Source organism: Aliicoccus persicus (assembly GCF_900110815.1).
In the GTDB taxonomy this organism is placed as follows: Bacteria; Bacillota; Bacilli; order Staphylococcales; family Salinicoccaceae; genus Aliicoccus; species Aliicoccus persicus.
The window spans coordinates 563,167-580,493 of record NZ_FOIT01000001.1; the positions used below are offsets into that span (position 1 = coordinate 563,167).

The following is a 17,327-nucleotide window of genomic DNA, read 5'->3' on the forward strand; positions in this document are numbered from 1 at the left end:
AATTTCATACAAATTTGTTAATACATCAAAAAAGGGGCTGGGACAAAAGCTCTAAAGAAATAAGAGAACTGGCTTTGAAATCTTGATTCTAAGATTTCAAAGCCAGTTTTTGTTAGTTTGAGCAAAATATCTACAGAGTGCCGGGTCAGTTTTCTCAAGTTCACTGCCATTAAGGCAATGCCGAGCTCGTTACGCACCGACTGATGCCCGCGAACCGACATCCGAGTGAACCCCAAATTCGCCTTCAAGTTTCCAAAAGTGGTTTCGACATCAATTTTACGTTGCGCATATCGATGACGACCTTCTGGACTTGAAAGCGTCTGCTTCACCTGAGCTTTAAAATACGCCAGGTTCATATTTTTGTGAATTTGTTTGGGTCGATCGGATTCAGATGATTTACACAATGTCATTAACGGACAGCCCTGACACCCTTCACATTCATAGATTTTGATGACCCGTTGATACCCATATTTATCTGTGCGTGTGCTGTGTCGTTTTAAAGGTAACCGGCGTTCGTTTGGACACACATAATAATCATCAATTTCGTTATATCCCCAATGGTCTGGGTGCATCTCATTCTCGAGATATTTCTTTTTCTGTTCCTTGTGGTAAGTATGATAAGGGATTAATGGCTGACGTTCATATTTATCGATGACACACTCATAGTTGGATTCACTACCGTATCCAGCATCTGCGACAATATATTCCGGTAAGTGTTGGAACGTGTGTTGCATTGTATAGAGAAACGGATCCAGTGTCCGGGTATCCGTTGGATTCCAAAAGATATCATAACCTAAGACATACTGATGGTTCGTGGCAATTTGTAGATTATAACCCGCTTTCAACTGACCATTCTGCATGTGATCATCCTTCATCCGCATGAAGGTCGCATCCGTATCTGTTTTAGAATAACTATTCCGTTCTCCCATCAGTGAGCGTTGGGTTTGATAGTTGAGACGTCGGTCCAAGTAGTCTTTCATGGCTTTCTTAGATTGACGAATCTCTGAGCGTGCCGAGCGAGTGGCTTTTCGAGTGGGCATATCTTCAGTCCCGTTAATCTGTTCAGTCAGTTCAGTGTCAATATCATCTAATTGCCTATGAATGTGTGCCAATTCTGATGCCGTCAAGGGCGCATCTGATTCTCGAATCATTTCCGGAATCACTTCTGATTCGACGAGTGCTTCATATTTTGCTTTAGACTTTTCCAGTAATGCCGATTCATGCCGATCGATATTTTTTATAAAGACAAAGGTATACTTGTTGGCACTCGCTTCAATTTTAGTGCCATCTATAAATATCGCATCTGAGTCAATTAAACCATTGGACTCTAGCTGGGTTCTAAATTGAATGAATGCAGATTGAAGCAGTGCCGCCATCTTGGGGTGCACACGAAATCGATTGATGGTTCGGTACGATGGCGTCTGCTCTTGAGCTAACCATCGCATTCGAATACTATCATGAAGTAAGGCTTCGATTTTACGACCGGAAAAAGTCGATTGGCTGTAAGCGCAGAGTAAGATTTTCAGCATCATTTTGGGATGATAAGAAGATGCGCCTTGAGACTGTCTAAAGCCTTCAAATATCGCTTCTGGCATACTCTCGACCAGTGTATGTATGGCTTTCGATATATCGTTATCTGGAATTAGGACTTCTGTTTCCAGTGGTAGTGTGATTTGGTTCATGTTATAATGTTTATACATAAGATTCCTCTTTTCCTTTGGTTGTGGTGACTATATTGTATCTGAGGATCTTATTTTTTTGTAGATAAATTAGGGATTTAATATAAAAAAGCGCACTTGACTTCTTGGGGAGTAGCGTCTGCGTGAGACTACAGGCTCACGCGACGCCCCAGAAAAGCAAGTGCGCTTTTTGATTTAGAGAAAGGACTTATGTCCCAGCCCCAATTTTATCTAACTTATGATTACCAGTCAGAACTATAAAATAAATCGTACCGGTTATAGTCAATAAACTTGGCATGATATAAATCCTTGCTGCACCGGTGGATAAATGAGAAATATAAATCATCATATTCATAATAGCCAAAAAATGGTCCATAAAATACTGGTAGTAGCACATTCGCTTTTTCTGGATTATTACGTATTTTGTTTAGGTTATCAGTTAAATCAGAGAGAATATCTGATGTAATTTGTACTCTACCACAATTGAGGATGTCATGATTTTTCACAAAGTAACCTTGCAATGCATTGAATTTTCTATAATAACTATACTCTATTACTTCTTCAGTGACTTTATCCTTTAAATAAAAGTAAGCATCTAATCCCATCTTACGCCCCCTATTTGATATAACTCATCTCTTTTAAACTGACAAACTTCCCTGCTCCTATAACGATATGATCTAGAAAATCTATTCCAAGAATCTCACTACATTCAATTAAACGTTCTGTCACTTCAATATCTTGTTGAGAGGGCGTAGGATCACCACTCGGATGATTATGAACACATACGATAGCAGCAGCACTTCTCTTCACCGCTTCCTTAAATATTTCCCGAGGATGAACGATCGAAGCATTGAGGGAACCAATGAACATCGTCTGTTGATGTATCACTTGATTTTTAGTCGAGAGAAACAGAACCACGAAATGCTCTTGTTGATAATATCGCATTTTTTCCATTAAAAAATTTGAGACATCTTCCGGACTCTTAATATAGTAGTATTCTTCAGAATTGTGCGTATGCATGCGAATCGCTAATTCTACAACTGCTAAAATAGATATCGCTTTTGCTTCACCAATTCCTTTAATATTCGTAAGCTCTTGGAATGTTATATCTCTAAGATCTCTAATAGACTTCAAGTCTTTAATAATACTATTCGCCAGAGCTATACTTGATTCATTCTTGCTCCCAGTATTTATTAAAATAGCGAGCAGCTCTTTATTCGTAAGATTTTCCGCACCATAAGTTAACAGTCTCTCTCTTGGTTTATCTGATGGGTGAAATTCTTTAATCATCAAGGTCATAGAAGCCCTCCAAAATAAATTTTGTTTAAATCCTCATAAATCAAAAAGGTAAGAATAACAGAAGTAGCAATAAATGGAGCGAGTGGTACTTTTTCTTGTACCATTTTTTTATAAAGCGAGAGTGTAAGAATAAACAATCCACCAATTATAAAAGTAAATAAAAAAGTGTAAAGAATGAAATTTACTGGAGTCAATAAGGTTATGACTGAAAAGAGTTTTATATCTCCATATCCAATTGAATTATTGAATAGAAAATAGATGATGTGAAAAATTGTAATGATTATCAGGTCAACTAATATCTCCACATGAGCGAAACCTGATAGCATCAGTCCACTAACTAATAATATTAATGACATATGATTAGGAATTGTATATGTTTCATAATCATATAATCCTATGGGTACCAGGAAGATGATTAACAAGTAATACAACAGAAAATCATCAAACTGTAATTGAAATATGACTGGTACTAAAAATAATAATCCAAGCAGGATCTCACATACCAAGTAAATTAGAGGTATTTGTTCCTTACAAGAATTACATTTACCTCGCTGACATAAATAACTTACGATAGGTATTAATTCGAACCATTTCAGTTTTCTCTCACAATGGTTACATTCGCTTCTTCGTGTCAAAATTTTTGAATCTTTAGAGTGAATCAATGTATACATAAAAGAAGCAAAAACACTACCAACAATCCCTAATATAACCATAATAGCCCCCTTCCAAAGAGAACTATATTTTATGTCATCGCTAAAGTAAAAAAGCAAAATTTAAAATATTGTATTTAATTTCAAGCTATTTTAATGAAAAAGAAAAAAACACTGACAATAAATACATAATTGTCAGCGTTTTTGTCATAATCGTATGTTTTGAAACTTTTTCTGTTAAAAAAGTTAAATATATCAAATTTAGCTTTTAAAAATTTCATCACCTAATAAGGATTCACATGCACGAACACTTCACTTACCTCTTCATACTTCCTCATCAATTCTGATCGCACAAACTCTGCGATGTCATGCCCCTCTTCTACTGTCAGCGTTTTTTTCACACCGATTTTCATATCAATGACTAGATACGATCCATGTGTTCTCGCATACAATGAATCGATTTGTATGACACCATCAATCGCCTCAACCGTCTCGTAAAATTTCATAGATTCTTCTTTATCTAATATCAATTCTGCACTTAAACGTACTGAATCTTTTGCCAGTCCGTATCCGACATACATGATGATTGCTGCGATAAATGCACCTGCTATGACATCAAAGAAATGAAGATAAGGAATACCAAACTGTCCACCGATCATTGCAATTCCTACACCAATCAAAGCAACGATCGATGAAATTGAATCTGAACGGTGATGCCATGCGTCTGCGATTAATGCGTCACTTTTAATTCTCCGACCAAGTCTTATCTTATACTGATAAAGTCCCTCTTTAACGACTATAGAAATTACGATAATAACAAGTGCAATAACTTTGGGTACTTGCGGTGCTTCATTAGCAAAAATTAATTGAACAGAACTCACTAAGATTTCAATACCAATTACAATAAGCAATATCGCAACGATGAGTGCAGCTACGGACTCATATTTACCATGTCCATATGGATGATCATCATCAGGTGGTTTGTTCGCTGCACGCACACCAAACAACACGACGAAAGAAGAAATTACATCACTGGCTGAATGGACAGCATCGGCAATTAAGGCTCTGGAGTTACCGACGATACCGCCCCAAAGCTTGATAATTGTTAATACTATATTGACTACAACACCAAGTGTTGTTGCGAACATGGCTTGTTTCGCTCTATTTGACAAAATTTACACGACCTCTCAACAGTGACATTTCAATTTTGAATGCATTACTAATATATCAGAAATTAGGTTGTGAAGCTTGAGACATTAGTATTAAAGTATTTCAAAACAAAAACAACATTCCGATTAAGAATGTTGTTTATAAATGTAATTACGACTTAAGACTTGCCATTTTATTCGCAATAAATGCAGCAGCTCTCTTTGGACTGAATCGACTAAATCGATCTAAGAATGTCGCATCTTTACCAACTAATACACGATACTCTTCATTTTCCATTCCTTCAATAATGATTTTTGCTGCTTCACTTGCTGGTAATGGTTTGAAGTCACTTTTCTTAGCTTCGTCTTCTGCCGACTCACTTTTCCCTTCAAGTCCTGAGTTTGTACTAATATTTGTCTCAATTGCTCCTGGAAAAACTACTGTTACTTTCACATTAGTTCCTGTGAGTTCAGAAGACAGTCCTTCAGTTAGCAATTTTACAGCTGCTTTAGATGCACCATAAATAGATTGACCTGGTACTGGAAGAAAACCGCCCATACTTGAAATATTAACAATATGTGCTTCTCTTCTAGATTTTAAGCTCGGTAAAAATGCCTTAATGAAATACAGAGTTCCATAGAAATTTACATTCATGACCTGCTCAATTTTCTCAATATCCAGTTCTTCCACATTAACAAATGGTTGAATAATTCCAGCATTGTTGATGATCCCATCCACTTCATCAAACTCAGTTTTTAATTCTTCTGGTAATTTTAGAACAGCTTCTTTGTCTGTAATATTTAGAACTTTAGTATATAGCCTTTCTTCTTTTACAGGTGATAACGATGCCGTTTCTTTTAACGATTCTTCATTCAAATCGACAGCAACTACTTTTGCACCCATTTCTAGTAGTATTAATGTCAATTCACGACCCATTCCAGATCCTGCACCTGTGACTAAAATTGTTTTACCGTTTACTTTCATTTTTCTCACTCCTTTGTAAAAAGTTTAGTTTATAATATTATACTTTATTTTTCTTTTGTCTATCTAAAATTTTTTCTAACTTTTTGAAAATCGGACTTAACAACAAACCGTGCTACTTCAGCTCCTGATTTAAGCACGAAGTAGCAGGTTAACCATAAACCTGCTACTTTACAACGATTTTTCACCCTGAAGTAGCAGGACAACCAAAAATCTGCTACTTCACGACTATTTTTGAGCTCGAAGTAGCAGGACAATCTAATCCGTGCTTACTCAACACAATTTTTGGACTCGAGTAAGCATGAAATCCGAAACCGTGCTTACTCAACATGATTTTTGAGCTCGAGTAAGCATGAAATCCGAAACCGTGCTTACTCAGCATGATTTTTGAGCTCGAGTAAGCACGAGATCCGGAACTGTGCTCACTCCAGCCAATTGTTGAGACTGAGTTACCACGAAACCAAAATCCATGGTAACTCATCCCGATTTTCGCACTCGAGTTACCACGAAACAAGAAACCGCACCAACTCAACACGATTTACGGGTTTGAGTTAGCACGGCACAACAATCTCTATTAAATTAGTCTTCCTGCACTTCAAAATCCTCAGCAGTACTCTGTGTCGGGTAACTCTCAGCAATGGTCTTCACCCAGACAATGATCTCCGTACCGACTTCAATTTCTTCTATATCCTCTGTTATCGTCACACGATGGGCACCTGTTGCTTCTTCTAGCAACGCTTCGTCATCGAGTTCAAACACTTCATCCACTGAAAGTCCTTCAACCAATAAGACATTTTCTTCAGTCACTTCAGCCACTACACCTTCTAGTGTCGTCTGTAAGTCTTCTTCATCTCTCGGAGAAAATCCCAAAAACAAATAAAAGACGAGGAACAGTCCAAATGGGACACATGCAAGTATTAATAAGAAGACAATCGGGTTCTTTCTTTTCATCATGTCACCTGCTTTTTAGTTTAAATACTAACTTAGTGCAAACGAATGATGCAAAATATCAATTAATTCACATTCGCTAACTTCGTAACATCCGCTACGATTTCTTTCAGTGGGAAACGGCTATCTCCAACATCCACACCAGCATATTGTTTCATGATTTTACCATCTTTATTGAGTAGATAAAATGCTGTTCCATGCGTATATTGGTCACTACCTTCTGGCGGTGGGATAACTAATGTCTTAAAGTTCACTTCTGCAAATTCACGAATAAACTTATCATCGTAGCCAGTGACAAAATGCCACTCTGTATCTTCTGGAATTTCATAGTATTGAATATATTCTTCTAGTGTTTCACTATCGTCACGTTCAGGATCCACAGTAAAACTAATAAAACCGTAGTCTTCCACGCCTGCATCATCTAGTTCTTGTGCAATTTCTGACATGTTTAATGTCATCGGTGGACAAACTGTTGTACAGTTCGTAAAGATAAAGTCTGCAATCCATACTTTCCCTTCTAAATCCTCTTGTGTAACGGTCTCTTCGTTTTGGTTCACCACTTCAAAATCAGTGATTACATTTCCAAATGATGCTTGTGTCTCAACAGGCTCACTATTGCATGCAGCCAATACGAGTAGCATTGGAATCAATGCTAACATGCGCTTTTTCATCGCACATCCCCCTATTTTTGTTTATATATATAAAGCGTACTATAAATTAAGAAGTGATAATTAACAAATTATGAACTAATTGTGAAGTCTAGACATGCAGTTTCGTCGTACTGTTATCATTGTTTGGTATCACTTCTATTTTATGTTCGAGTCGATGTTTTAACTCTTCAACATGCGATATGATACCTACCATTTTTCCTGACATTTCAAGTCCAAGCAATGATTCAATTGCATGATTTAATGCCTCTTGGTCTAGTGTACCAAATCCTTCATCAATCAGCATTGTATCGAGTTGAATACCACCGGATGATTGTATAATGATTTCATTGATTGCGAGCGCTAAAGCAAGGGATGCTTGGAACGTTTCTCCACCTGATAAGGTATCCACATGTCTTGATCTGCCACTGAAACTATCATTGACGCGAATTTCTAAACCAGCTGCAGATCCTTTTCTATTCGCTTCGTTCGTACGTATCAGTGAATAGCGACCGTTCGTCATGTCACCAAGTCTAATATTTGCATGCGTTAAAACGCGATCTAAATGATAAGTTAAAACAAATCGATGTAGTGAAATACCATGTCCACCTTTTCCTGCAATAATTTCATAAACTTTATTTAATCGTTCAAATGTTTTGATATCTTCATTGATCGTCGTTCCAAGTGTGTCGATTTCTTCAAGTAAACGGTTGTTTTCATGCAGATCATTTTTTAACAATGTCGCATGTTTAACAAGTGTTTGATGTGATACTTCTAATTCCTTAAGTAAATCACGTTCATCATCTTGGATTACTTTTCTTTCCGTCGTTTTAGCATCAATATGTGATGCTATTTTTATCTTTATTTCATTCAACTTATTATTGTAATTTTCGACTGTTGTTTCATCTTCGCTTATATCGCTCTCAAGAATATCTCTCAGTACATCAATATTTTCAATCTCTTGTTCACGAAGAAATGCTTCTAAATCTCCTTCTAACCGACGCGTTGCTTCCTCTTCTTTAACAATTTGCTCTTGTAAGTACTTAAGTCGATCTGAAGATACAGCAATATTCTGGTTTACCGTTTGGAGATTTTTACCAAGTGTTTCTCTTTTCGCATAGTGTTTATCAACCTGATTTACAAATGATTTGTGCTGCTCGACGAACTCAGCATACGACTCCATTTTCGTTTCTTTTAAAAATTCTGACCTTGTGGATTCTAGTTTATCTCGTTCATTTTTCTTATCATTATAATCTGATTTCTTTAATGAGAGTGAATTAGATAATTCAGTTATGGATTCAATATTTTTATAATATGCTCTCTCTTTTTCCTTTAGTTCTTTTTTCGAATTCGATAAAGACACTTGTCTTTCCTCAAATTCTTTTAACTGAGCTTGAAGTTCTTCCAGAGAAAGTTCTGCATCTGATTTAAGTTCTTTTTGCAGCAGTTGTTTTTCTATTTCAATTGATTTTCGTTGATCTTTTAAAACCTCTAAATTACGCTGAATCGTGTTTAACTGTTCATTTGTAGCCGCATCATAGAACGCGTATTCTGGTAACTTCTCAATGACTCTTGAACAGATTGGACAATTGTCCCCTTCTTCTAAATGCTTGGTTAAATGCTCAATTGCTGAACGATCTTCAGCTGAGTATTTGCCATTCATCGAATTAAGTAACTCTATTCGTTCGTTTTCTGTGTCAGTAATCTGAGCATCTATCTCTTTAATTTTTGTATCTAGATGCTCATGTTTAATTTGCTTATTCGTTTCTACTATTTCGTTATTCACAGCTTCAAGTTTATTAGCTAGTATTTCTTCTTCATCGTCACCGAATGTCAGTTGCTTCTTTTTCTCTTCAAGATGACTTTGTTCGGTCGTGAGCTTCGCGATTTCTTCCTCTAATTTATTACAAAGCATGACATGCTCTTCTAATTTCTTATCAATATCCTGATAAACGTCCATCTCTACAAATCGTTCAGTTGTGCGTATGTATCGTTCTTTTTCCTCGACAGAAGCAGCGTTTTTCTTCAATGTCTCGAGTTCTCTTTCTACATCATTCTTTTTCGTTTGTAATCCATCAATAGCTTCAGTCAGCTGTGCAATTTTTTCTCTACTATTTTCCATTGATTTTAGATTGCCATCGTATGAACGCAGTGGATGTTTCATTATCAACGCATTTTTATGTTGTTCAATTTTAGTTTTTAATGTCTCAATAACAATTTTCTGTTCATCCAACCTACTTTTTTCAGCAATCAATTGTTCATACTGAGCGACTGCTACATTATGTGTTTCACGACTCTTTATATCTGTTTGTAGCTGTTCTTTCTTTTCTTTAACAGCACCAGCTTCACGCTCTGTTTCCTTAATCTTTTCCTCAATCAACGCATTCACTTTATCAATGAACTCTAGCTGTTGTTCAAATCCTTGTATTTGGTCCAATGATTCTGGTAACGCATCACTTTCAAGTCGCTCATATTTTACTTGTGAGAATATGTGATCGAGCTTTAAATATAGTTTTTCAATCCTCGCTCTTTCTTCTTTCACATCACGTTCTAACGATTTCTCAAAATAGATAAATCGCTCTGCACTAAAGATTGTCGATAAGATTTTTGATTTTTCATCTGAACTCGACACGAGAAATTCTTTAAATGCACCTTGAGGCAGTAACAGTATTTGCTTAAACTGATGTTCATTCAAATGAACCACTTCTAAAATAGCTTCACTCACTGCCTTCATACCACTCGCGATTGTTTTTCCATCCTTAAACATTAACAACGCTTTAGGTGGTACATCTGACTTCTCTTCTCTATAAATCGTCATTGTTCGCTCAACGATGTACACCTTATTCCCCATTTCAAACTCTAACCTAACAACACTTTTTTCATCCTCAGCGGCAAACTGGCTACGCAGCGTTTTGACGCGTGAATCACTCCCGTAAAGGGCATAAAGAATACCATTAAATATCATCGACTTACCTGATCCCGTTGGACCTGTAAGTAAAAACATCTTTCCGTGGAGGTCAGAGAAGTCGATCGTTTCAGATCTAAATGGTCCAAAGTTTTGCAATTCTAATTTAATCGGTCTCATTCTGACCCTCCTTAAAGTATGTGTTGAATACTTTCTTTGCCTCTTCTTGCAGCGCGTCATCTAAGTAGTTCTCCATGAACTGCTCAAATACATTGTGATCACTTGATAACGTGCCTAGCGTTTTATGTTCAACGTCTGACACATTCATGCTTTTACGCTTTAACTCGAGCGCATTCGGATACACATTTTGAATTCTCGACATCGGCTCAGGCACACCTTCTAATCCTTCAAGTACAAACTGATAAAAAGCATCTCGCTCCGTTTCGATGTTTAGTAATTCTTCGACACGTCCGTTGATGACATCTTCAAAAGTGCCTTCAAACACATGTAAATCACGAAGTAAATTAAATGGTATAAATGTCGATTTATCTTGCTCTAAATCGAGCACTCTAAAACCTTTAGGTTGTTGATGTTCTGAAAAAGAATACTTCACTAGTGAACCTGAATAAGATATTTTCGGATGATCTATAGCAAAGGGATGGTGTAAATGCCCAAGTAAAGTATGATCAAATGAATCAAATACAGATTGTGACACTTCACTATTTAACCCTCTAAACAGCGTGCGTTCTGAATCACTTTCACTACCTCCGCGTACAAATAGATGACCCACAAAGATATTCTTCTTCGTTCGATCTAAATTCTCTTCAATTCGTTCAACGATTTTCTTGTACACATCATGATGGGACTCAATACTTTCATCTTCGAAATAGTATCTTGACTCTAACACATCAAAATATGGCACAAGATAAAAATCGACCTCACCCATAGAAATCGGCGTAAACGCTGAATCAAAAGTGGTATGTATGTAGACATCCATCGCTCTAAACCAATCACTGGCATAAGAAAGCCGCGATTGTGAATCATGGTTTCCTGAAATAATGAATATCGGTTTCTTCAACTCAATATTAATCGTACGTAATGTTTCGTTAACCAACTGCATCGCTTCTTTTGAAGGTTGGGTCGTATCATATAAATCACCAGCGATCACAACGACATCAATTGAGTTATTTCTTATGTAGTCTACGATTTGATCAAGTACATGTACTTGATCCTCATATAAATCTTTTCTTAGCAACCGCTTACCGATATGCCAATCCCCTGTGTGCAGTATTTTCATATGTATTACCTGCCTTTTAAATAACTATTAAATCCATTATAAAGAATTCCTGACTTCTTAACATGATGAATTATATAAGTTAAAAACACACCGCTCTAAAATCAGAACGGTGTGCAGTGTATTAATCATCAGTTGTATGAAATTTTATATCCTTAATCGAGTGAATTAAATCATCGAGCTTTCTTTCCATGCGGTGAAGTAAAAAGAAAGTGATTGCCATCGGAAAACCAATATCACCAACAAGGTGAATCCATTCCATATCCATCATTAAATCAATGGTGTTACGTTTGTCTCAACGATTTCCGCTGAGTAAACACTTACAGGCTTACCTTGTGATGGCGCAAGCACACCTGACTCAATAATTTTATCAAGTTCACCTTGAACAATTTCATTTGTTAGATCTTGTTTCGGGTTGTTAAACGTCATTGTAAAACGCTTACCTTCATCCGTATCAAAACGGACAACTAATTTCGAGTTCATAATCATTTCCTCCTTTATTTTTTAATTTTTATTTTAATTTATCGTGCTAATAACGATGTTTCCTGCTTTTCTACTAAATGATAAAGATCATTCGTCAATGCCTCGTACACATTTGCTAAATCTGTAATCGCCTGATCATCTGCTGAAACATCAACATTTGCAATACTACGCATACGTTGTCTTTCCTGCCCTTCCTCGTTCAACTCGTAAAAATAAAACCTTGCACTTGTTTTGAATAACATATCTCCACCTCCTCTCCACACTTCTAATACCGAAGTACGCTGATAAAATAGACAGTCAAAGTTTAATTTTTTATAATGAATGTAATGAGGTGAGCAAGATGGAAGATTTTACATTAATATTAATTGGATTGTGGACATTTATAATGGCCGGGCTTGTTTTTATTGGCGGTTACTTCATGTTTAGAAAGTTCTTAAAGTCCATTCCAAAAGCTGATGGGATGAGTGAACTCGATTGGCAAAAATTTTATATAGATGAAGCATTGCCTTTGTGGAATGATGATGCGAAAGCCATGTTAAATGAACTGGTGTCGCCTGTTCCGGAACTATTTAGAGATGTGGCGAAGGAAAAGATTGCTGGACGAATTTCTAAAATCGCGCTTGATGAGCAGGTGGAGACGATCGAGCTCGAACAAATTATAAAGGGATATATCGTAGCGACGCCGAAGCAAGATCATAAGTTTTTGAAGAAAAAATTAACAGAACTTGAGATCGACTATACTGAGCACGAACCGTTGTTCAACATATCTACTGGTTACAAAGAGGAAAGCAGTATTTTTGAACAATCGGAGCAAGTGAAGCGAAACACGTAAGATAAAAAAGAGATATGAACATGTTCATATCTCTTTTGATTTAATATTTATTTGGTTTAACTGTTTTAAGTCTATTCACTCAATCTTTTGATTGCTTTTTTATACACATCAGAATTATCCCGCTTGCCAATTGCAATGATTTCAATAATTTCTATTCCGCCATCAATCTGGCGAAAAACAATACGCAACCCGGTAGTTCTCATTTTTATCTTTCGACAATGACTTAAGCTACCTCTCAGTGGCTCACCAGCTTGCATCCCTCTCTGTTCTATTCTCTTTAAACCTTTCAGAACAGGAACTTTCATACTACCATCGAGTTTTCGAAAATCATCAGATGAGTAATTTGTAAATCGTACTTGATACATTACTCCCATCCATCATCTTCATCATATTTTATGTCGTCTAGACTGACACCAGTAACTTCCTTTACGGAATATGTCTTAGTATTTTTATATTCTAATCGAGATTTGATAATCATCTCATCTATACGTTCATATAATTTATCAATTTCAGCATTTAGACCTTCATATTGCTCTTGAGTCAACATGACACCAGCTACTTCATTGCGATTCAAAATATATACTGCGTTATCTGATGCTGCTGCTTCTTTAAATGCACTCATCGGTGATCGCTTTACTTCTGAAATACTTTTATATGGTACTTTAAGAACTTCCATGAGACAACCTCCTTTATATTCATTACGATTATAGCACGGAAAGAGTGCTGTTAAAAGTTTTTTAAAAGACTTTTATTAGTACTCCTATATAATAATCTACTAATGATTACAGAGTATTCACTAAGAACACGGGATGTGCTCATCAACCATTTTATTTGTTTGGTCGCTACTTCACAAACATTTCTCATCCTGAAGTAGCGATAGTTTATAAAAGTCGCTACTTCACTGGCATATTTTTGCTTGAAGTAGCGAAAATTTTCAAAAGTCGCTACTTCACAGCCTCTTTTCATACTGAAGTAGCGATGAAAATTTTAATCTGCCAATTCACCACAATTTTTTCAATTGAGTTGGCAGCTTTTATGTAAAGTTGCCAATTCAATACACTTTTTCCATCTGAATTGGCAGGCTAGACTTTGATCATGCTTACTCACATCATTTTTTTCGCCTGAGTGAGCACGAAAGCTGGATTCATGCTTACTCACGACGATTTTTGAGCTTGAGTGAGCACGAAAGCTGAATCCATGCTTACTCACGACGATCTTTAAGCTTGAGTGAGCACGGCACATAATAAAACCTCCTATGTCCACAGATTCTCTCTGTGAACATAGGAGATATCTATAACTACCCTTTGTACGCTTTTTCCAATTCTGCTAAATCAAATTTCTTCATCTTTAAAAATGCTTCTGTCACACGCTTGATCTGTTCTTCACTACCGTTTTCTAGCATCTCATCCATCCGTTTAGGTACAATTTGCCATGATACTCCGTACTGGTCTTTCAACCAGCCACACTGTTCGGATTCTGGCACTGCACTTAACCCATTCCAGAAATGATCGATTTCATCTTGATCTTCACAATTGACCATGAGTGAAATACCTTCATTGAAATTAAATTCATGACTGATTGCACTGTCCTGCACGACGAAACGCTCAGCATCTAATAGAAAGTGACCATTCATCACATGCGATGTAAGATTCGGTTCCATGCCTTCTGGATAGTAACACATATCGAGTGAATTAGTACTGTTAAATAGATCTGTGTATAATTTAGCCGCTTCTTCCGCTTTACCAACGACATCGTTTGTAAAAGTAAGCGTTGGAACGACAGTTGACGGAGGAAAGGTCTCCTTATCATCTACAAGATAAAGTTGCCATGATACATTGTATTTATCTTCAACCCAACCATATTTGCTACTAAATGGATAGTCGCCCAAATCCATCAATGCTTTACCGCCATCTAATAATTTACTCCAAATCTCATCGATTAAATCCTTTTCTTCTGAACGAAATGGAATGAGAAATGAAATTGCTGGGTTTTTCGTGAAGTAAGGTCCTGCACTAATTGCCATAAATCGATAGCCTAAAATTTCAAAAACAACTTGACCTGCATCACCTGAAGGTGTGTCAGAAATCGTGCTTCGCGATAGAATTTTTGAATTAGGAAAAATATCAGTATAAAATTCTGCCGCTTCTTGTGCTTCGGTCTCAAACCATAAATGTGGTACGACTTTCTGATTCATAGTTACATCTCCTTCTCACTTAGTGATTACATCATACTTTAATTTTCACTGAGATATTTATTCTAATCTGCCCTGTTGCTATCTTCGATGTAAATGCCACTTTTTAAAATTCTTTCTGTGCTTTTATCGACTATATAATCTTTAAACAAAAAGCGTTTTTGGAGATGTTCTATCAATGTTTCGATATTCATATCATTTCCTGCAGTTATCGAGAGTTGGTAAGAATTTTCATTATATATTATATTCCCATGGAAATCATGCATCTGCAGCATCGCTTGGATTGTTTTGACATTCGCCCACGGTACGGTCGCTTTAAATGTCAGTTTGTAAGTCTCTTGATCACTGTTAAACGGTTTAATCATTAGGGAATCGTACATACCCGTAGACAGCATTTCAATTGTTTTCACGTAATCAAAGTGTGTGTGACTTCTCTTTTTATTTGTAATGTCAGGGAAATAATATTTAAGGATTTTCTCAGGGATGTCAATTCCTTCATCATGTAATGGAAACACATGCGATGTAATGACAGCGACCGAGTTCATCTCGATAATCGTGAAATCATTCGTCTCATTATTGATCAGGACATCAACCCCAACATTTGGTAATCCATCGATAGACTGTACTGCTTGTACAATATGGTCTTTAATATGTTGAGGAAGTTCGTCAGTCACATCTGTCGGCTCACCACCACGTGATATATTAGGGATGTTCGATAAGTATACGATTTCATTTTCAGACGGAATATCATTCATATCTAACTGTTGATTCTTTAAAAATTGTTTGAGGTTTTCATTGATTTTAATCAACTTGTTTCTCGTGTTTGGATTTTCTAATCGCTCTATATTCTTTCTCTCAATCAATTCTTTAATATTATGTTTTCCATTTCCAGCGACATGACCAGGTACACGTGTATATGTTGCCACAACTTCGTCACCTACAACATAAATTCTATAGTCATCACCCTCGAAATACGTTTCAACGATGACTTCTTCATACTCGGGGAAATGTGTCGTCATATTCTCAATCGCCTCTGTTAGCGCATCAGCGTCTTTAAGATCTATAAAAACACCACGACCCATACTTCCAGCACTTGGTTTTAGTATAACTGGAAAACCGATGTCTATTGCATAATCCATAATTTTATTTTTCTCATAAATATTAAATGTTTCACCGACTGGCGTATTTAAATCATTCTCTATTAAATGCTTTTTTAATGCATCTTTGTCTGCGCATAGCTCGATCGCTCGTTCTGTCGTTTTATCGCCTCTCGTTCTATAAAACGTGTGTGTGCGTGCTCCATCACATAAAGAAAACACAACACCAGGAAACTCATTTGGTATTGTGTTCTCGCCAAAAAAGACGTCTCGAGGACGTCTATTATGAAAGGTCAATTGTAAGCCGTACTGCCACCCACATAAAGCCATGAGGTAAGCATCGATTTGAAAACCATGTAATTGTTTTAATTGTTCTAAAGGATAATGTTTCATACAACCCTCTATTTGTTATGACATTAGAATCCTTGGAAACCGCCAAAGAATGGTGTTAACCAAACGATAATCTGTGTTAGTCCATCGAAGTATAAGAGTACTCCCATTGCAATCATGATGATTCCACCGATTTGCATAATGCGGTGTGAGTATTTCAACATCCATCTTGTTCTTGATACAAAGAAACTTAAGATAAAGAATGGAATCGCAAAACCTAAGCAATAAACAATCATTAAGAACAATGCGTTATTTGGATCTGTTGCACTCATCGCAAATATTGCACCGATAATCGGTCCGTTACACGGTGTCCAGCCGGCACCAAATGCCATCCCAATCAGTACTGAACCAAAGAATCCTGCTGGTCTGTTTTTAAATTCAATCTTTCTATTTTTCTTTAAGAATTCGAATTTTAGGACCCCTGTAATGATTAAACCGAACACGACGATAAGAATCGCACCGAGTTGACGAATTAAGTCTGAATGTTCAATAAAGAATCCACCAAAGAATGATGCACCGAACCCCAGTGCTATATAAATTAAACTAAACCCAATTAAGAAGAATAGTGTATGTAATGTTGTTCTGACGTTAAACTTTTTACTCTCGATTTCATTGTAACTCATACCAGTAATATAAGAGACAAACGCAGGAAACACAGGTAAAACACACGGAGAAATAAAGCTCAACACACCTGCTCCGAATGCGAGAAAGAGAGTCACTTCACTACCTGACATATGAAAACCTCCATTCAACTGTATTGTAACAAATTGGAATGGAGGTTT

The 17,327-nt window shown here is 36.6% G+C and carries 19 protein-coding genes; 1 reads left to right on the forward strand and 18 read right to left on the reverse strand.

The features are described from left to right. Nucleotides 1-17: 17 nt before the first annotated feature. The 13 genes from BMW30_RS02755 to BMW30_RS02820 all read right to left on the reverse strand — a co-directional run bounded on the left by BMW30_RS02755 (nucleotide 18) and on the right by BMW30_RS02820 (nucleotide 12,277). A complete protein-coding gene (locus BMW30_RS02755; RefSeq protein WP_091473670.1) occupies nucleotides 18-1,700 on the reverse strand; it encodes an IS1182 family transposase in 1,683 nt (560 codons plus the stop codon). A gap of 221 nt (nucleotides 1,701-1,921) precedes the next feature. After that, entirely contained in the window at nucleotides 1,922-2,284 is a 363-nt protein-coding gene (locus BMW30_RS02760; RefSeq protein ID WP_091473672.1) for a hypothetical protein, read from the reverse strand. 10 nt (nucleotides 2,285-2,294) lie between these two features. Further along, entirely contained in the window at nucleotides 2,295-2,978 is a 684-nt protein-coding gene (gene radC / locus BMW30_RS02765) for a RadC family protein (protein WP_091473674.1), read from the reverse strand. Then, entirely contained in the window at nucleotides 2,975-3,691 is a 717-nt protein-coding gene (locus BMW30_RS10835) for a prepilin peptidase (RefSeq protein ID WP_091473676.1), read from the reverse strand. The genes radC and BMW30_RS10835 overlap by 4 nt, the downstream gene beginning before the upstream one ends. A gap of 221 nt (nucleotides 3,692-3,912) precedes the next feature. Continuing rightward, nucleotides 3,913-4,776: a cation diffusion facilitator family transporter gene (locus BMW30_RS02775; protein ID WP_091474021.1), complete on the reverse strand. Its 864-nt coding sequence runs from the start codon at nucleotides 4,774-4,776 to the stop codon at nucleotides 3,913-3,915. A 172-nt stretch (nucleotides 4,777-4,948) separates the two neighbouring features. After that, nucleotides 4,949-5,761, reverse strand: coding sequence for an SDR family NAD(P)-dependent oxidoreductase (locus BMW30_RS02780; protein ID WP_091473678.1), 813 nt, complete (start codon nucleotides 5,759-5,761; stop codon nucleotides 4,949-4,951). 576 nt (nucleotides 5,762-6,337) lie between these two features. Further along, nucleotides 6,338-6,709, reverse strand: coding sequence for a DUF3221 domain-containing protein (locus tag BMW30_RS02790; RefSeq protein WP_180366186.1), 372 nt, complete (start codon nucleotides 6,707-6,709; stop codon nucleotides 6,338-6,340). A 62-nt stretch (nucleotides 6,710-6,771) separates the two neighbouring features. Beyond that, a complete protein-coding gene (locus tag BMW30_RS02795; RefSeq protein WP_091473684.1) occupies nucleotides 6,772-7,377 on the reverse strand; it encodes an SCO family protein in 606 nt (201 codons plus the stop codon). Nucleotides 7,378-7,465: 88 nt separating this feature from the next. Next, the gene (locus tag BMW30_RS02800; protein ID WP_180366187.1) at nucleotides 7,466-10,438 is read right to left on the reverse strand and encodes an AAA family ATPase; all 2,973 of its coding nucleotides are present in this window, start codon (nucleotides 10,436-10,438) and stop codon (nucleotides 7,466-7,468) included. Continuing rightward, a complete protein-coding gene (locus BMW30_RS02805) occupies nucleotides 10,425-11,555 on the reverse strand; it encodes an exonuclease SbcCD subunit D (RefSeq protein ID WP_091473688.1) in 1,131 nt (376 codons plus the stop codon). Before BMW30_RS02805 ends, BMW30_RS02800 begins: the two co-directional genes overlap by 14 nt. Before the next feature lie 121 nt (nucleotides 11,556-11,676). Next, a complete protein-coding gene (locus BMW30_RS02810) occupies nucleotides 11,677-11,814 on the reverse strand; it encodes a YvrJ family protein (protein WP_091474023.1) in 138 nt (45 codons plus the stop codon). An 8-nt stretch (nucleotides 11,815-11,822) separates the two neighbouring features. Then, complete coding sequence (locus BMW30_RS02815) at nucleotides 11,823-12,035, reverse strand: DUF2922 domain-containing protein (protein ID WP_091473690.1); 213 nt, start codon at nucleotides 12,033-12,035, stop codon at nucleotides 11,823-11,825. Between the two features lie 38 nt (nucleotides 12,036-12,073). Further along, nucleotides 12,074-12,277 carry a DUF1659 domain-containing protein gene (locus BMW30_RS02820; RefSeq protein WP_091473692.1) on the reverse strand — a complete coding sequence of 68 codons (204 nt, stop codon included), beginning with the start codon at nucleotides 12,275-12,277 and terminating at the stop codon, nucleotides 12,074-12,076. Between the two features lie 98 nt (nucleotides 12,278-12,375). Between BMW30_RS02820 and BMW30_RS02825 the strand changes: the two genes are divergently transcribed. Then, nucleotides 12,376-12,867: a DUF2621 family protein gene (locus BMW30_RS02825; protein ID WP_091473694.1), complete on the forward strand. Its 492-nt coding sequence runs from the start codon at nucleotides 12,376-12,378 to the stop codon at nucleotides 12,865-12,867. A 71-nt stretch (nucleotides 12,868-12,938) separates the two neighbouring features. Here BMW30_RS02825 and BMW30_RS02830 read toward each other — a convergent pair whose 3' ends face one another. The 5 genes from BMW30_RS02830 to BMW30_RS02855 all read right to left on the reverse strand — a co-directional run bounded on the left by BMW30_RS02830 (nucleotide 12,939) and on the right by BMW30_RS02855 (nucleotide 17,279). Then, nucleotides 12,939-13,232 (reverse strand): type II toxin-antitoxin system RelE family toxin, encoded by a 294-nt coding sequence (locus tag BMW30_RS02830; protein ID WP_091473696.1) that lies wholly within the window; start codon nucleotides 13,230-13,232, stop codon nucleotides 12,939-12,941. Next, nucleotides 13,232-13,543, reverse strand: coding sequence for a hypothetical protein (locus BMW30_RS02835; protein WP_091473698.1), 312 nt, complete (start codon nucleotides 13,541-13,543; stop codon nucleotides 13,232-13,234). Before BMW30_RS02835 ends, BMW30_RS02830 begins: the two co-directional genes overlap by 1 nt. A 621-nt stretch (nucleotides 13,544-14,164) precedes the next feature. Continuing rightward, nucleotides 14,165-15,061, reverse strand: coding sequence for a VOC family protein (locus tag BMW30_RS02845; protein ID WP_091473701.1), 897 nt, complete (start codon nucleotides 15,059-15,061; stop codon nucleotides 14,165-14,167). Between the two features lie 62 nt (nucleotides 15,062-15,123). After that, the gene (locus BMW30_RS02850) at nucleotides 15,124-16,548 is read right to left on the reverse strand and encodes an ATP-binding protein (RefSeq protein WP_091473703.1); all 1,425 of its coding nucleotides are present in this window, start codon (nucleotides 16,546-16,548) and stop codon (nucleotides 15,124-15,126) included. A 23-nt stretch (nucleotides 16,549-16,571) separates the two neighbouring features. Beyond that, nucleotides 16,572-17,279: a cytochrome c biogenesis CcdA family protein gene (locus BMW30_RS02855; protein WP_091473705.1), complete on the reverse strand. Its 708-nt coding sequence runs from the start codon at nucleotides 17,277-17,279 to the stop codon at nucleotides 16,572-16,574. Between the last annotated feature and the right edge of the window lie 48 nt (nucleotides 17,280-17,327).

Bases quoted from the DNA above. Each gene is read 5' to 3' on its own strand.
- BMW30_RS02755 (WP_091473670.1), bottom strand. From the start codon at position 1,700: ATGTATAAACATTATAACATGAACCAAATCACACTACCACTGGAAACA.
- BMW30_RS02760 (WP_091473672.1), bottom strand. From the start codon at position 2,284: ATGGGATTAGATGCTTACTTTTATTTAAAGGATAAAGTCACTGAAGAA.
- radC (WP_091473674.1), bottom strand. From the start codon at position 2,978: ATGACCTTGATGATTAAAGAATTTCACCCATCAGATAAACCAAGAGAG.
- BMW30_RS10835 (WP_091473676.1), bottom strand. From the start codon at position 3,691: ATGGTTATATTAGGGATTGTTGGTAGTGTTTTTGCTTCTTTTATGTAT.
- BMW30_RS02775 (WP_091474021.1), bottom strand. From the start codon at position 4,776: ATGTTCGCAACAACACTTGGTGTTGTAGTCAATATAGTATTAACAATT.
- BMW30_RS02780 (WP_091473678.1), bottom strand. From the start codon at position 5,761: ATGAAAGTAAACGGTAAAACAATTTTAGTCACAGGTGCAGGATCTGGA.
- BMW30_RS02790 (WP_180366186.1), bottom strand. From the start codon at position 6,709: ATGAAAAGAAAGAACCCGATTGTCTTCTTATTAATACTTGCATGTGTC.
- BMW30_RS02795 (WP_091473684.1), bottom strand. From the start codon at position 7,377: ATGAAAAAGCGCATGTTAGCATTGATTCCAATGCTACTCGTATTGGCT.
- BMW30_RS02800 (WP_180366187.1), bottom strand. From the start codon at position 10,438: ATGAGACCGATTAAATTAGAATTGCAAAACTTTGGACCATTTAGATCT.
- BMW30_RS02805 (WP_091473688.1), bottom strand. From the start codon at position 11,555: ATGAAAATACTGCACACAGGGGATTGGCATATCGGTAAGCGGTTGCTA.
- BMW30_RS02810 (WP_091474023.1), bottom strand. From the start codon at position 11,814: ATGGAATGGATTCACCTTGTTGGTGATATTGGTTTTCCGATGGCAATC.
- BMW30_RS02815 (WP_091473690.1), bottom strand. From the start codon at position 12,035: ATGAACTCGAAATTAGTTGTCCGTTTTGATACGGATGAAGGTAAGCGT.
- BMW30_RS02820 (WP_091473692.1), bottom strand. From the start codon at position 12,277: ATGTTATTCAAAACAAGTGCAAGGTTTTATTTTTACGAGTTGAACGAG.
- BMW30_RS02825 (WP_091473694.1), top strand. From the start codon at position 12,376: ATGGAAGATTTTACATTAATATTAATTGGATTGTGGACATTTATAATG.
- BMW30_RS02830 (WP_091473696.1), bottom strand. From the start codon at position 13,232: ATGTATCAAGTACGATTTACAAATTACTCATCTGATGATTTTCGAAAA.
- BMW30_RS02835 (WP_091473698.1), bottom strand. From the start codon at position 13,543: ATGGAAGTTCTTAAAGTACCATATAAAAGTATTTCAGAAGTAAAGCGA.
- BMW30_RS02845 (WP_091473701.1), bottom strand. From the start codon at position 15,061: ATGAATCAGAAAGTCGTACCACATTTATGGTTTGAGACCGAAGCACAA.
- BMW30_RS02850 (WP_091473703.1), bottom strand. From the start codon at position 16,548: ATGAAACATTATCCTTTAGAACAATTAAAACAATTACATGGTTTTCAA.
- BMW30_RS02855 (WP_091473705.1), bottom strand. From the start codon at position 17,279: ATGTCAGGTAGTGAAGTGACTCTCTTTCTCGCATTCGGAGCAGGTGTG.